The organism is Bacillota bacterium, assembly GCA_040754675.1.
GTDB lineage: Bacteria > Bacillota > Limnochordia > Limnochordales > Geochordaceae > Geochorda.
On the sequence record JBFMCJ010000006.1, the window covers coordinates 1 to 14,614 of the forward strand.

The 14,614-nt window shown below is 69.9% G+C and carries 12 protein-coding genes; 5 read left to right on the forward strand and 7 right to left on the reverse strand.

Annotation, left to right across the window (positions count from 1 at the left end):
• Window positions 1–1,024: P1 family peptidase (locus AB1609_00825; protein ID MEW6045020.1), on the forward strand; the 1,024-nt coding region annotated here is incomplete at its 5' end.
• Here the strand turns inward: AB1609_00825 and AB1609_00830 are convergent.
• The 3 genes from AB1609_00830 to AB1609_00840 are packed head-to-tail and all read right to left on the reverse strand — an operon-like array spanning window position 957 to window position 4,870.
• Window positions 957–2,240 carry a heterodisulfide reductase-related iron-sulfur binding cluster gene (locus AB1609_00830; protein MEW6045021.1) on the reverse strand — a complete coding sequence of 428 codons (1,284 nt, stop codon included), beginning with the start codon at window positions 2,238–2,240 and terminating at the stop codon, window positions 957–959. The genes AB1609_00825 and AB1609_00830 overlap by 68 nt on opposite strands.
• Before the next feature lie 28 nt (window positions 2,241–2,268).
• Complete coding sequence (locus AB1609_00835; protein MEW6045022.1) at window positions 2,269–3,411, reverse strand: FAD-binding protein; 1,143 nt, start codon at window positions 3,409–3,411, stop codon at window positions 2,269–2,271.
• A gap of 16 nt (window positions 3,412–3,427) precedes the next feature.
• The gene (locus tag AB1609_00840; GenBank protein ID MEW6045023.1) at window positions 3,428–4,870 is read right to left on the reverse strand and encodes an FAD-linked oxidase C-terminal domain-containing protein; all 1,443 of its coding nucleotides are present in this window, start codon (window positions 4,868–4,870) and stop codon (window positions 3,428–3,430) included.
• Window positions 4,871–5,081: 211 nt separating this feature from the next.
• Between AB1609_00840 and AB1609_00845 the strand changes: the two genes are divergently transcribed.
• The 4 genes from AB1609_00845 (at window position 5,082) to AB1609_00860 (ending at window position 9,199) form a co-directional block, all read left to right on the forward strand.
• Complete coding sequence (locus tag AB1609_00845; GenBank protein ID MEW6045024.1) at window positions 5,082–5,900, forward strand: IclR family transcriptional regulator; 819 nt, start codon at window positions 5,082–5,084, stop codon at window positions 5,898–5,900.
• 199 nt (window positions 5,901–6,099) lie between these two features.
• Window positions 6,100–7,185 carry a TRAP transporter substrate-binding protein DctP gene (gene dctP, locus AB1609_00850; protein MEW6045025.1) on the forward strand — a complete coding sequence of 362 codons (1,086 nt, stop codon included), beginning with the start codon at window positions 6,100–6,102 and terminating at the stop codon, window positions 7,183–7,185.
• A gap of 68 nt (window positions 7,186–7,253) precedes the next feature.
• Window positions 7,254–7,889: a TRAP transporter small permease subunit gene (locus tag AB1609_00855; protein ID MEW6045026.1), complete on the forward strand. Its 636-nt coding sequence runs from the start codon at window positions 7,254–7,256 to the stop codon at window positions 7,887–7,889.
• A complete protein-coding gene (locus tag AB1609_00860; GenBank protein MEW6045027.1) occupies window positions 7,886–9,199 on the forward strand; it encodes a TRAP transporter large permease subunit in 1,314 nt (437 codons plus the stop codon). The genes AB1609_00855 and AB1609_00860 overlap by 4 nt, the downstream gene beginning before the upstream one ends.
• Window position 9,200: 1 nt before the next feature.
• On the opposite strand, the gene aceB is transcribed toward AB1609_00860, so the two are convergent.
• The 4 genes from aceB to AB1609_00880 all read right to left on the reverse strand — a co-directional run bounded on the left by aceB (window position 9,201) and on the right by AB1609_00880 (window position 14,424).
• Entirely contained in the window at window positions 9,201–10,811 is a 1,611-nt protein-coding gene (gene aceB, locus AB1609_00865) for a malate synthase A (protein MEW6045028.1), read from the reverse strand.
• Between the two features lie 264 nt (window positions 10,812–11,075).
• Complete coding sequence (locus tag AB1609_00870; protein MEW6045029.1) at window positions 11,076–11,552, reverse strand: thioesterase family protein; 477 nt, start codon at window positions 11,550–11,552, stop codon at window positions 11,076–11,078.
• Window positions 11,549–13,006 (reverse strand): (Fe-S)-binding protein, encoded by a 1,458-nt coding sequence (locus tag AB1609_00875; GenBank protein MEW6045030.1) that lies wholly within the window; start codon window positions 13,004–13,006, stop codon window positions 11,549–11,551. Before AB1609_00875 ends, AB1609_00870 begins: the two co-directional genes overlap by 4 nt.
• A complete protein-coding gene (locus AB1609_00880; GenBank protein ID MEW6045031.1) occupies window positions 13,003–14,424 on the reverse strand; it encodes an FAD-linked oxidase C-terminal domain-containing protein in 1,422 nt (473 codons plus the stop codon). Before AB1609_00880 ends, AB1609_00875 begins: the two co-directional genes overlap by 4 nt.
• Between the last annotated feature and the right edge of the window lie 190 nt (window positions 14,425–14,614).

The following is a 14,614-nucleotide window of genomic DNA, read 5'->3' on the forward strand; positions in this document are numbered from 1 at the left end:
GGGGCCCGTTCGCACCGGGGTTACGGTGGTCGTACCCCACGAGGGTAACCTCTTTCGAGAAAAGGTGCCGGCCGCCGTCTTTGCGTTCAACGGCTACGGGAAGGCCATCGGGCTCGTCCAGATCCAGGAGACCGGCACCCTGGAGAGCCCCATCGCCGTCACCGGCACGCTCAACGTTGCCCGGGTCGCCGACGCGCTCATGTCGTGGATCCTCGAAAACAACCCCGACGTGGGCCTCGGCGCGGGTACGGCCAACCCGGTGGTCACGGAGATCCACGACGGGTTCCTCAACGACGCCCGGGGGCGCCACGTTCGCGAAGAGCACCTGCGCCAGGCACTGGCCTCTGCCGCGCCCGGGCCGGTGCAGGAAGGCGCGGTCGGAGCCGGCACGGGGGCCGTCGCCTTCGGGTGGAAGGGTGGAGTTGGCACGGCCTCCCGCCTGCTGCCTCCTGAGCGGGGCGGGTGGTGCGTGGGATCGCTCGTGGTCACCAACTTCGACGGGGCACTGACCATCGCCGGGTTGCCCGTGGGGCCGCTCATGGGCCGCCTGCCGCGGCCGGCCCGGCCCAGGCCGTCGTCCGATGGCGGATCGGTCATCGTGGTGCTGGCGACCGACGCGCCGCTCGGCAGCCGAAACCTCGCGCGGCTTGCGCGGCGGGCCGTGCTGGGGCTCGCACGCACGGGGTTCTACGGCGGCAATACCAGCGGGGACTTCGTGATAGCCTTCACCACCGCCTATCGCGTTCCGCACGGCGGGGGTGACCTGCCCTCGGGCGCGCCTCTCGTTGAGGCGCCGGTTCAGCTCGTGCGAAACGACGCGATGGGCCCGCTGTTCCTCGCGGCCGTGGAGGCGACCGAAGAGGCCGTGCTCAACGCCCTGTTCAAGGCCACCACGGTGGCGGGCCGGGATGGGCACGTCGCCGAGGCGCTCGACCTGGATCGGCTGCGCCAGGTGCTCAGGGCCAACCGATGGATGGCGCCCGGTACGCCAGGTCAAGAAGCTCCATGGTATGAAGCACGCTGACCGGGGAGGCACGGCGCGCAAGGCCGGCGCGCATCTGCACCAGGCACCCGATGTTGCCGGCCGCCACCACCTCGGCCCCGGTGCTGAGGATGGCCTCCACCTTCCGCTCCTGTAAGGTGCGCGCCACGCCAGGGTGTTCGAGGTTGTAGGTGCCGGCCGAGCCGCAGCACGTGTCGCCGTCGGGGATCTCGACGAGTTCCACGTTGGGGATCTGGCTCAACAGCCTGCGGGGAGCCAGGCGGATGCCCTGGGCGTGTGCCAGGTGGCACGCGTCGTGGTAGGCCACGCGCAAGCGCCTCGGAAGCGGTCCAGGGGCGGGTATGCCGAGCTGGTCCAGGAACTCGCTGACGTCCCGTACCTTCGCCGATAGCTCCCGGGCCCGGCCCTCATCGCCGAGGCCCGCGAAAAGCAGCGGGTACTCCTTCATGGCCGAGCCGCACCCCGCTGCCGTGGTCAGCACGGCGTCGAAGCTGTCCCGGAGGAACACCGCGAGGTTGCGCCGGGCGAGCCGCCGCGCCTCGTCGCCCAGCCCGACGTGCATGGCCAGCGCCCCGCAGCACCCCTGGCCGCGGGGAACCACCACCTCGACGCCGCTTTTGTTGAGCACCCGGATGCACGCCCGGTTGATGGAGGGCGAGAGGACCTGCCCAACGCATCCGGCGAGCAGCGCCACGCGGGCGCGGCGGCGCCCCTCGGCCGGGAACACCCCGTCCAGGTGGTCGGCGGGCGGCAGCCGGTCGGGCAGCAGGTCCAGCAGCTCACGCGCCCCTTGCGGCACGAGCCGCCGCACCCGCCGGGCCAGGCTCCCGGCCCGCGCCGCGGCGCGGAAGCGCCCGGGGTGGGCCAGGATCGCCATGAGGCCGCGACGCAGGGCCCGCCGACCCGGGCTCCGGTCGTTGCGGCGCGGTTCGACGTGCTGCCGGAAGAGCGTGACGAGTTCGTCGTAGCGCACGCCGGACGGGCAGGCCGTGACGCACGCGAAGCACCCCAGGCAGCGGTCCAGGTGCTGCGCCGCCGCGCCGTCGGCGCTCAGTTCGCCCTCCAGGATACCCTTCATGAGGTAGATGCGGCCGCGCGGCGAGTCCATCTCCTGGCCCAGCACGGCGTACGTGGGACACGCCGCCAGGCAGAAGCCGCAGTGGACGCACGCCTGCACGGCGGCCGCCATGCGCTCGCCGCCCGGCCCCAGTCTGTCCGCGGCGATCCGGTGCTGCATCTGTCCCTCCTGGTCCGCTGCGTGCCCGCTACAGCGCTCCGAAGCGGCCGTGTGGATCCAGCGCGGCCTTGACGCGCCCTGCAAAGTTCGCCCCCGAAAGGCCGGTCAGCCACACGCGCCCCCGCGGTGGTCCTCGCAGGACGGTTGCCGCCACCTGCAGGCGCCTCAGCTCCCGCTCGAGAGCGTCCCAGTCGGGCGGGTCCGCAAAGGCCGCCCAGGCGACGTTGCCGCCCACGCTGTAGTGCCGGGCGGCGCCAGGGCGTTCGAGGACGGCGTCCACGGCCTCCAGGAGCGAGGGCAGCATGTGGATCCTGACCACCGCCGCTTGCTCCGGCGCCCAGGCCACGTCGCGCAGGCGCTGCCAGAGGGCGGCTTCGCTCTCGCCCGTGAGGCGCTCGCCGGGAAGCCCGGCCAGTTCCTCCACCCGGCCCAGTGCGGAGCGCAGGACGTCCTCCTGCCCGCCCACCCTCACCAGCAGGCTGTACTCGCCCGCGAGCCACCCGGGGGGCACCAGGTCTGCCGCATGGGGTTCGAGGGGGCTGCGGAGCAGCCGCCGCAGGGTGGAGGCGGCATCAGCGAGGCGTTGGAAGGGCAGCCGGACGGTGGCATACGCCCGGGGTCTGGGGAAGACCTTGAACGTGGCCTCCACGATGACCCCGAGCCGGCCCCGGCTGCCGCAGAAGAGCTTGGGAAGGTCGAAGCCCGCGGCGTTCTTCACCACCTTGCCGCCGCCGCGAACAGGCCTTCCCTCGCCGTCCACGAAAAGGATGCCGAGGATGAAGTCCCGCACCCCGCCGTAGCGCAACCTGCACGGCCCGGACAGGCCCGCCGCAATGGTGCCGCCGAGCGTGGCCCCGTCCCCGACGAACGGCGGGTCGAAGGGCAGGTACTGGCCGTGCCGGGCCAGAAGCGCCTCGACCTCGGCGACCGGCGTACCGGCCAGCGCGGTGAACGTGAACTCCGAGGGTTCGTACTCCACCACCCCGGCCAGCCCCCGGGTGTCGAGGAGGACGAGAGCGCGGCCGTCCGCAGCGGCCCCCAGGCCGGCGAGCCCCCACTTGCTCCCCCCACCCCGGGGCAGCAGGAGCGGCGCCGAGCGCACCGCCTCCTGCACCTCCTTGACGCTGCGGGGAGCCACGACCACCTCGCCCACCTCGCCGACCTCCCCCATCGCCGACGCTCCCCCGCTACACCCGGCTCAGCACCCCGGCCCGCTCCAGCGGGTGCGGGCCGAGCGCCCTCGCGCCCTCGAAGCTCTCGTCGCCGGGGAACATCTTGCCGCGGTTGGCCACCTCACGCAGGTCCACGGCCCGGCGGATGCGGCGCATGGCCTCCACGTCGTCCGCTCCGAACATCTCGGCCAGGTACTGGCGCTTTTCGAGCCCCACGCCGTGCTCGCCGGTGATGGAGCCGCCCATCCGGATGCACAGGCGCAGGATCTCGCCCGCAAGCTGCTCGGCCCGCTCCATGGCGCCGGGCTCCCTGCCGTCGTACAGGATGAGCGGATGCAGATTGCCGTCCCCGGCGTGAAAGACATTGGCCACCCTGAGCCCGTAAGCCCCGGAGAGCCGCTCGATCTCCCGCAGCACCTCACCCAGGCGGCCACGCGGCACGACCCCGTCCTGCACGATGTAATCGGGGCTGAGGCGCCCCACCGCCGAGAAGGCGCTCTTGCGGCCCTTCCAGATCCGGGCCCTGTCCGCCTCGTCCTTCGCCACCCGCACCTCGTAGGCGCCGGAGCCGTTAACGACCTCGACCAGCCGCTGGAAGTCGCACTGCACCTCGTCCCGGGGGCCGTCGAGTTCGACGATGAGGAGGGCGGCGGCCTCTCTGGGGTAGCCCGCCTGCACCGCGGCTTCTGCCGCCTCGATGGCCAGCCGGTCCATGATTTCGATGGCCGCCGGGAGAAGGCCGCTTGCCACCACCTGCGCCACGGCATCCCCCGCCGCCTCCAGGCTGCGGTAGGCCGCCAGCACCGTCCGGACGGCCTCCGGCTTCGGCAGCAGGCGAACGGTGATCTCGATCGCGACGCCCATCAGCCCCTCGGAGCCCACGAACAGCCCCGGCAGGTCCACCCCCGCCACTTCCAGGCTCGAACCGCCCAGTTCGGCCACCTCGCCGTCAGGCAGCACGACCTTGAGGCCCAGCACGTGGTTGGAGGTCATCCCGTACTTGAGGCAGTGCGCGCCGCCTGAGTTGAACGCGACGTTACCCCCGATGGTGCAGATGACCTGGCTCGACGGGTCGGGGGCGTAGTACAGCCCGAAGGGCGCCGCGGCCTGGGAGATGCGGGCGTTGACCACCCCGGGCTCCACCACGGCCCGCAGGTTGTCAGGGTCGACCTTGAGGATGTGGTTCATCCGGTTGAGGGCGATGACGATCCCGCCGGCAACCGGCACAGACCCGCCAGACAGGCTGGTACCGCTTCCACGGGCGACGAAGGGTACGCCCTGCTCGCAGCACGTCCGGACGGTCGCCACCACCTGGTCGGCGCTGGCCGGGAAGACCACCGCCAGAGGCCGCCGCCGCACGGCCGCAAGCCCGTCGCACTCGTAGGCCGAAAGCTGCGCCGGATCCGTGATGAGGGCGCCGGGCGGGTATACCTTGCGCAAAGCCTCCAGCACGCCCATGGCCGAAGACACCCTTCTGGGAAAGTTCACGTGGCTTGTTGTTCGTTATCGGCAGGCGGCGACCTCCCGGCCCTGATACCCGTTCTCAACCTGATCTCGGGGGCGGAGGCGTGTCAAGCTACGGATGGGCTTTTCGTTTGATGGAAACCACCCGAGAGCGTGCTATAATGCCCGCGGTCGGCAGCTCGCCGTCGCAGCACAGGAGGCAGCCATGGCCACCGAAACACACAAGAGGCGGGGCCGAAGTCGCAGCGGGCGCGAGGTAGGAAGCGTCCGGGCCCTCGAGCGGGGGCTTACCATTCTCGAGGCGCTGGCCGGGGAGCCAGACCTGTCCCTCACGGAGGTGGCGACCCGGGTCCATCTTCCCGGAAGCACCACCTACAGGCTGCTGGAGACGCTGAAGAGGCGCCGCTTTGTCGCCCACTCCCCAGAAAACGGGCTGTACCGCGTGGGGCCCCGTGCGTTCGAGGTCGGCAACGCCTTTGTCTCAGGCCTGCGGGTGCACGAGGCGGCGCTGCCGGCCATGAGGGCTCTGGTGGCCGAGGTCAACGAGACCGTCAACCTGGCGGTGGCCGACGGGCGGGATGCTATCTACGTCGGACAGGTCGAGGGAAAGCAGCTCGTGCGGATGTTCACCCAGATCGGCACCCGCACGCCCCTTTACTGCACCGGGGTGGGCAAAGTGCTGCTTGCCTGGCGTTCGCCCGACGAGATCCGGTCGCTCCTTGGCCCCGGGCCGCTGCGGGCCTACACGCCCAACACCATCACGGATCCCGAAAGGCTCCTCGCCGAACTGGAGAACGTCCGAACAAACGGCTTTGCGCTGGACAACGAGGAGCGGGAAGTGGGCGTTCGGTGCATCGCCGCTCCCGTCCGAAACCGCAACGAACAGGTGGTCGCCGCCTTGAGCCTTTCAGCGCCGGCCTCGCGCCTGGGTGACGACCGGGTGCGGGAACTGGCGCCCCGGGTGAAAGCAACGGCGCACCAGATCTCCACCTGGCTGGGCTACTCCGCAACCGGCCGGCCCTGAGCTTCGCTCCACCCCACCGCATCGCCACGGGCTCACCGCAGACCCCGCTGCGGCTGGCTTTTCTTCTATACGGAAAATGATTCTGTGTATTGACAACGGTACTGCTAATCGGTACCGTCTTAATTAACCGTTTACACGTTACAGGTCTGCCGCAATCTTGGCCTGCAGGGAGGTGGGTCTCGTGGAACAGGAGCAGTCTGTGGGCGTTTCCCGCCGGGATCTTTTGAAGACGACCGCCGTGGGTCTGGCAGCCGCCTCGATCTTCGCCCCCAGGGCACTGGCTGCGCCGGTGCCTCGCACCCGGTGGCGCATCCAGACCGCCTGGGACGCCGGCACCGTCGGTTTCACCCTGTTCGAAGAGTTCTGCAAGCGCGTCAGCGCCCTGACGGAGGGCCGCTTGGAACTCCAGCCGTTCCCCGCCGGCGCCGTGGTGGGCACCTTCGACATGTTCGAGGCCGTGCGCACCGGCGTGCTCGACGCCATGCACGTCTTCACGCTCTACTGGGCCGGCAAGATGCCCGTCACGAGTTTCCTGAGTTCCTACGCCCTCGGGCTCGACCGGCCGGACCAGTGGGAGACGTGGTTCTACGGGCTCGGCGGCCTGGATCTCGCCCGCAGGGCCTTCGCCGAACAGGGCCTGTTCTACGTGGGGCCCGTGCAGCACGACCTGAACATCATTCACTCCAAGGTGCCCATCCGCAGCTTCGAGGACTTCAAGGGCAAGAAGATCCGCTTCCCCGGCGGGATGATCGGCGACGTGTTCACGGCGGCGGGGGTCTCCACCGTGCTGCTGCCGGGCGGAGAGGTTTACCCGGCGCTGGAGCGCGGCGTCATCGATGCGGCCGACTTCGTGGGGCCCGCCGTGAACTACAACCTGGGGTTCCACCAGGTGACCAAGTACATCATCATGGGACCGCCGGGCACCCCGTGCATCCACCAGCCGGTAGACCTCATGGACGTCACCGTCAACATGCGCCGCTGGAACGCCCTGCCCAAAGAGGTGCAGGAGATCTTCGTCACGGCCGTCCGGGAGCACTCGTGGAACCACTACGCCGGCATCCAGAAGGCCGATCTGGAGGCGTGGGACCTGTTCCGCCGGGCCGGCGTCGAGGTCATCCGCCTCTCGGAAGAGGACGTGCGCAAGTTCCGCAAGATCGCCGTCGACGTGTGGTTCAACTGGGCCCGGAAGGACAACCACTCCCGCGAGGCGTTCCGCACGCAGCTCGCCTACATGAAAGAGCTCGGCTACGTCACCGACGACGACCTGCGCGGCCGGGCGCTGTAGCGGCGTAGAGGACGCCCGGACAGACACGGGGCCGGCCGCGCGGCCGGCCCCCGGACCGGGAGGAAACCATGCTGAGGCTGGTGCGCTGGATCGACCGTATCAGCCTGTGGTCGGGGAAAATCGTCAGCTGGCTCACGCTGGCCGCAACGCTGATCCTCACCTACGAGGTGACGGCCCGCTACCTCTTCGGGGCGCCGACGCGCTGGGCGCACGACACCTCGACGCTGGTGTTCGGGATGCTCTACGCGCTCGCCGGGGCGTACACGCACTACATGCGCAATCACGTGGGGGTCGACGTGCTCTACAGCCGGCTCTCCCCCCGGGCGAGGGCCGGCGTGGACGTGTTCACGGCCGTTCTCTTCTTCCTTTTCGTTGGGGCGTTTTTCTGGTACGGGTGGCTCTTTTTCGCCGACTCGTTCGGGCGGCGGGAGTTTTCACTCAACAACCAGGACATCCCCATCTATCCCGCCAAGTTCGCCATCCCGCTCGGCGGTGGGCTGTTGCTTCTGCAGGGGATCGCGAAGCTCATCCGGGACGTGCACCTGCTGGTGACGGGCCGCGCGCTTGAAGAAGCCCGCGCACCCGCCGAGACCCCCGTACCCGCCGCGCAGGGAGAAAAACCCGCCCCCGCGTCGCCCGGCCGGTCACCAGCGCCCGCCACGCGCGCGGCCTACCGCCTGCTCCAGAGGGGGGACGCTGAGTGAGCATCGAGGCTCTCACGCTCGTGATGTTCGGCGGGCTGTTGCTGCTGCTCGCCACGGGCCTGCCCCTCGCCTTCGTGACCGGTGGCATCGCCACGGGGCTCATCGCGTGGCTCTGGAACCCCGACGCCCTGTCGCTCGTCGTGCACCGGGCCTGGGGGCAGATGTCCAACTACCTGCTGGCGGCCATCCCCCTGTTCATCTTCATGGCGTCCATGCTGGAGAAGGCCGGCCTCATCGAGGAACTGTTCGACGTGGCCTACAAGTGGGTGGGACGGGTGCCCGGGGGGCTCGCCATCGCGACGGTGCTGGCATCGACGGTGCTCGCCGCCATGGTGGGGGTCATTGGCGCCTCGGTGGTGACCATGGGCCTGGTGGCCATGCCGGCGATGCTGAGGAAGGGGTACAGCTCCACGCTCAGCATCGGCACGGTGATGGCCGGCGGGACGCTTGGCATCCTCATCCCGCCAAGCGTGCTGGCCATCGTGTACGCGCTGCTGGCCAACCAGTCGGTCGGGGAGCTGTACCTGGGCTCCGTCCTTCCGGGACTGCTGCTCTCCGGCCTGTACACGGCGTACGTGGCAGCTTCGGCCCTGATCAACCCCGCAGCGGCGCCCCGCCTGGCGGCGGAGGAGATGCCCACCCTCCGGGAACGGCTGCGGCTGCTCCGGCGCATCTGGGCGCCCGTGGTGCTCATCTTCCTCGTCCTCGGCACCATATTCCTGGGGGTGGCGGCTCCAACGGAGGCGGCAGCCGTGGGGGCCTCCGGCTCCATCCTCGTCACGGCCCTGTACCGGCGGCTTTCCTGGAGAACCCTGCAGGAGGCACTCCAGCAGACCGCCCGGTCCACGGCCATGGTCATGTGGATCGTGTTTGGCGCGAGCGTGTTCGTCGCGTTCTACGTGGCGGCAGGAGGCGACGACTTCGTCCGGGAGATCCTGTTGGGCACGGGCCTGACCCCCACGGGCATTCTCATCGTGATGAACGCCATTCTCATCGTGCTGGGCATGTTCCTGGACTGGGTGGGCATCCTCTACCTGGCCGTGCCCATCTTCCTGCCCATCATCCACGAACTCGGCTTCGACCCGCTGTGGTTCGGGGTGCTTTATCTGCTCAACATGCAGATGTCGTTCTTGAGCCCGCCCTTCGGCTACGCCCTCTTCTACGTCCGTGGCATTGCGCCGCAGCTGAAGATGGGCGCCATCTACCGGGCGGCCATCCCGTTCCTGCTGCTGCAGCTCGTCGGGCTCATCATGGTGGGGCTGTTCCCCGCCCTGGCCACCTGGCTGCCCCGGCTGGCGTACGGGCGCTAAGCTATGCCGCCCTTTCGGCCTCGAGATAGCGGCCGCCGGGCACGGTCAGAAACTCGGTGAACGCCTCGCCCAGCACCAGTTCGTCGAGCAGCTGGGCGGCCTCCGGGTAGCGCACGGGGCCTTCCTCCGATGCCGGGCGGGAAGCTGCGAGGCGAGCCAGCTCCTGCTCCCGCACGGCGCGGTAAAGCTCGGCGGTCACCTGGTGGCCGTCGGAGAGCCGGGCGCCGTGGTGGCGCCACTGCCAGAGCTGCGAGCGGGAGATCTCGGCCGTGGCGGTGTCCTCCATCAGGTGGTAAATGGCGACGGCGCCGCGCCCGCCCATCCACGCCCCGAGATACTGGAGAGCCACGCTGACGTTGTTGCGAAGGCCGTCCTCGGTCACCGGGCCCTGCGGGACCTCCAGCAGGTCGGCCGCGCTGATCGTGCCCTCCGGGATGACATGCAACTGATTGGGGCCGGAAAAAGCCCTGTCGAAAATCTCGTGCACCACCGGCACGAGCCCGGGGTGAGCGACCCAGGCCCCGTCGTAGCCCTCGCCCGCCTCCCGCTCCTTGTCGGCCCGCACCTGCTGCAGGGCGGCTTCGTTGGCCTGCGGGTCGTCCTTGCGCGGGATGTAGGCGGACATGCCGCCGATGGCGTGCGCACCGCGCCGGTGGCACGTCTGCACCAAAAGCCGCGACGCCGCCCGCAGGAACGGCGTGGCCGCCACGGTCATGAGCCGGCGGTCGGGGAGCACCATGTCGGATCGGTGGCGGAAGGTCTTGATGAAACTGAAGATGTAGTCCCAGCGGCCTAAATTGAGCCCGGTGATGCGCTCGCGCAGCTCGTACAGGATCTCCTCCATCTCGAAGGCGGCCAGGATGTGTTCGATGAGCACGGTCGCCCGGATGGAGGCGGGCGGAAGGCGCAGCTCCTGTTCGGCAAAGGCGAAGACCCGGTTCCACAGGCGGGCCTCGAGATGGCTCTGGAGCTTCGGCAGGTAAAAGTACGGCCCGCTGCCCCGTTCCAGCGAGGCGCGGGCGTTGTGGAAGGCAAACAGCCCGAAGTCAAACAGGGCGCCGGACACCGGCCGCCCGTCCACCCATACGTGCGTTTCGTCCAGGTGCCAGCCGCGGGGGCGTACGCTCAGCACCGCGGTTTTCTCCGCCAGACGGTACTCCCGGCCGTCGGGCGCTACGTAGCGGATCGTGCGGCGCACGGCGTCGTACAGGTTTATCTGGCCCTGCACCATGTTCTCCCAGGTGGGGGCGTTGGCGTCTTCGAAGTCGGCCATGAAGATCTCGGCACCCGAGTTGAGGGCGTTGATGATCATCTTGCGATCGGCCGGGCCCGTGATCTCCACCCGGCGGTTGGCAAGGTCGGCCGGGGCGGGCGCCACCCGCCAGTCGCCGCGGCGCACGCGCTCGGTCTCGGGGAGGAAGGTCGGCATCCGTCCCGCCAGGATCTCCTGCTGCCGGGCGAATCGCATCTGGAGCAGGCGGCTTCGTTCCCCTTCGAACTCCCTCGCCAGCCGGGCGACGAACCCCACGGCTTCGGGCGTCGAAATGCGGGCGAATTCCGGTGTGACCTTTCCCCGGATTTCGACTCCGTCCGCCGGGACCCATGCCGCCATACCGGTCGCCTCCCCGTCGGGCACCTGTGGTACCACTCTACATACCCTATGGGGCAGGCTTTGTCAAGGAGCGAAGTAATTTTCCGTGCAATGGAAGACACGCCGAAGCCGGCGGGACGCTGCCCCACTCCCAAGGTTGAGATAGGCAGGGAAGCTAACTGAAGCGCCCGGGCGGCGCTCAAGACGTGGTACGGCGAATCCGACGGGCCGGACTGTTCGAGTGCGGCCCGAAGGGTTGTGAGCGCCCCTGGCTGTGACCGCCAATCACACGGTCGGAAGCCACTCCGGGCGGCCCTCGAACTCGGCAAGCCGCCGGCGCACGTCGTCCGGGAGCGGCACGGAACGGTGCTGCTCGTAGTCGTAGGCGACCTGCACCGTCTCACCTTCCGCCACGAGCCGCCCGGCGCTCACCTCGGCGATCCGGTAGCGCATGCGGAAGCTGCTGCGCCCCACGTCGCTGACCGCGACCGAGATGCGCAGCCGCTCGCCGAGACGGGCGGCCGAGCGGTACGTGCAGCGCGCCTCTGCCAGGATGAAGAACCACTCTTCTGCCCGCTGCGGCCAGGTCCACCCCAGATGCTGGAAGTAGGCGATGCGCGCCTGCTCGAAATAGGTGAGGTAGACGGCGTTGTTGACGTGGCCCAGGGCGTCGAGGTCGCGGAAGCGCACGTCCTCTTCGATGCTGAAGTGAAAGGCGATCGGTTCGGTAGAGGGCTCCCGATTGGCGTCCCCGCCGCTCACCCCGCCGTCCCCCCTTTGGCGTGAGCCCCTTCTCCGCGCCCCCGCGCGATGGCCTCGTCCAGAAGCTCGGCGATGTGGCGCACCTGCACGCCCCGGCGGTCCAGGCCGCTTCGCCGGACGCCCACCAGCATCTGCAAATGGCACGGCGTGTTGGCCACCGCCACGATGGTCGCACCCGTCGAACGGACGTGGGCCATCTTGCGTTCCAGCACCTGACCGCTCATCGCCGGCTCGGTGAGGTTGTAGATCCCGCCCGCCCCGCAGCACCGGTCGGCCTCCGGCAGTTCCACGTACTCAAGGCCCGGGATGCGGCGCAAAAGCCGCCTGGGCGGATCGGCGATCTTCTGGACGTGGCGCAGGTGGCACGAGTCCTGGTAGGTGACGACCCCTTCGAGGGGCCCCATCGGCGGCAGCGGCGCGTCCGCCAGGAGCTCGCTGAAGTCCCGGACGCGCTCGGAGAATCGCCGGGCGCGCTCGACCCACCCGTCGCTCCCGCTGCGGCCGGATGCCGCGGACGCGCCGGGCGGGGCGGAGCCTTCGGATGCGCCGGCGTGGCCGGATGCAGGGAGGCCGCCGGGCCCGTGCGCCAGAAGGGACGGGTACTCCTTCAGCGCAGCCCCGCAGCCGCCCGCGATGTTGACAATCCAGTCCGCGCCCACCTGCTCGAAGGCTTGAATGTTTCGCTTCGCCTGATCGCGCGCCCTATCCAATTGCCCCGCGTGGGCGTGCACGGCCCCGCAGCAGCCCTGGCCTTCCGGCACCACCACCTCGAAGCCCGCCGCCTCCAGCACGCGCATCGCAGCCCGGCTCACGCTGTCCAGGGCCACCTCCTGCACGCACCCGAGGAAGAAGGCAACCCTGGGGCGCCTGGCCGGGTTGGCCACCCTGCTCGTGGCAAGGCCCCCTGCGGGCCGGCGCTGCCACGGCGGGCGCAGCGTTGGCAGCACGCTTTCCAGCTCCGCCGCGGCCGGCGAGATGAGACGCAGCAGCCGGCTCGCCCGCACGAGCTTCCGCAACCCGCTTGCCTGATAAAGCCACAGCGTAAAGGCCGCAAGCTTCAGCATCCGTGGAGAACCCAGCGCCCACCCGATACCCAGCCTCCGGGCTGCGCGCTCCCAGATGGGCCTCGCCACGCTCTGCTCGATGGCCGCCCGGGCATGCTCGAGGAGCTGCCCGTACGGCACCCCCGCCGGGCAGGCCGCCTCGCACGCACGGCAGCCGATGCACAGGTCCAGGTGCGGTGCGATCTCCGCGATCGGGAGCACGCCCTCGGCCGCCGCGCGCACCAGCGCAATCCGCCCTCGGGGACTCTCCGTCTCCAGCAGCGTCTCGCCGTAGGTCGGACAGGCCGGCAGGCAGAAGCCGCAGCGGATGCAGTGGTAGGCGAACTCCGCCGCGTCCGAGAGCGGATCGGCCGATGAGCCCGTCACGCGGCCTCCCGGGGCGCTCTTCATGCGGAGCGCACCACCCGGCGCGGTCGGGTGCGCTCGCCCAGCACCTTGCCGGGGTTCAGCAGCCCCTGCGGATCCAGGGCCTGCTTGATTGCCCGCATCACGCCCATGGCCGCCGGGCTCAACCGCCACCCCAGGTACTCCCGCTTGGCGAGCCCGACCCCGTGCTCGCCCGTGATGGTGCCGCCGAGTTCGATGGCCGCCGCGAAGATCTCCTCGAAAGCGGCCTCCACCCGCTCCATTTCGGTCGCGTCCTTTTCGTCCGTCAGGCACGTGGGGTGCAGATTTCCGTCCCCGGCGTGGCCGAACGTGCAGATCTCGACCCCGTGGCGCCGGGCGGCTGCCTGGATGGCCCGCACCATTTCTGCGAGCCGCGAGCGCGGCACGGTGGCGTCCTCGAGGATGGTGGTGGGCCGCTGCCGTGCCAGCGCCGACAGCGCGTAGCGGCGGGCCGCCATCAGCCGGTCGCCCTCTTCGGGAGATGCTGCCACCTGCACGTCGAGCGCTCCCTGCTCCCGGCAGATGGCCGCCATCCTCTCTACGTCACGGTCCACGGCTTCCCGCGGCCCGTCCTGCGCCATCAGCAGCATGGCTTCCACGCCCGTGGGAAGGCCCACGTGGGCGAACGCCTCCACCGCTTCGAGCGTCCCGCGGTCAAGGAACTCGAGCGTGGCGGGGATGATGCGGGCTCTTATGATGGCCGACACGCTGGCGGCCGCAGCCTCCAGCTCCCGGAAGGTGGCCACGGCCACCCGGCGGAACTCCGGCAGCGGCAAAAGCTTCAGCGTGGCCCGGGTCACGATACCCAGCGTCCCCTCCGAGCCCACGAACAGCCGCACGAGGTCGTAGCCAGCGACGTCCTTGACGTTCTTGCCGCCGACCTCCATCACGTCGCCGCCCGCGAGCACCACTTCGAGCCCCATCACGTAGTCGCCCGTCACCCCGTACTTGAGTCCCCGCAGCCCGCCGGCGTTTTCTGCGATGTTGCCGCCGATGGTCGAGATGGCCATGCTGCCGGGATCCGGCGGGTAGAAGAGCCCCCGCTGCTCCACCTCCCGGTGAAGCTGAGCCGTGAGGACCCCGGGCTCCACGGTGGCGGTCAAGTTGGCCTCGTCCACTTCGAGAATGCGGTTCATCCGCGAAAGCGCCACCACTGCGCCACCCGAGGCCGGGACCGTGCCCCCGCTCAGGTTGGTGCCGCTGCCCCTGGGCACGATGGGCACCCGGTACCGGGCCGCCAGCCTCACCACCTGCTGCACCTCGGCCGTGCTGGCCGGGAAGACCACCACGTCGGGGCGCCCCCGATGCGCTGGGGTGGCGTCGTAGCCGTACGTGGCCAGCCCCGCCGCATCGCTCACCACGGCGCCGGGCCCCAGAGCCTGCCGCAGCGCCTGGATGAAACCCTGCATTGACGCTGCCATGAGCTGCCCCTCTCCACCCTTTTTCTCTGTACGGCTCGTGGCGCTTCGACCCGTTGGGGTAAGAGTACCGTGCGGCCGCCCTCGAACCTCTCCCCGCCAGCGCCTTGTGCCTGCCGCGCGCCATCCGATAGAGGATGGCTTCCTTTGGTGCAAGAATGCAAGCGACCGCCGGTGAAGATGAGGACTGGGG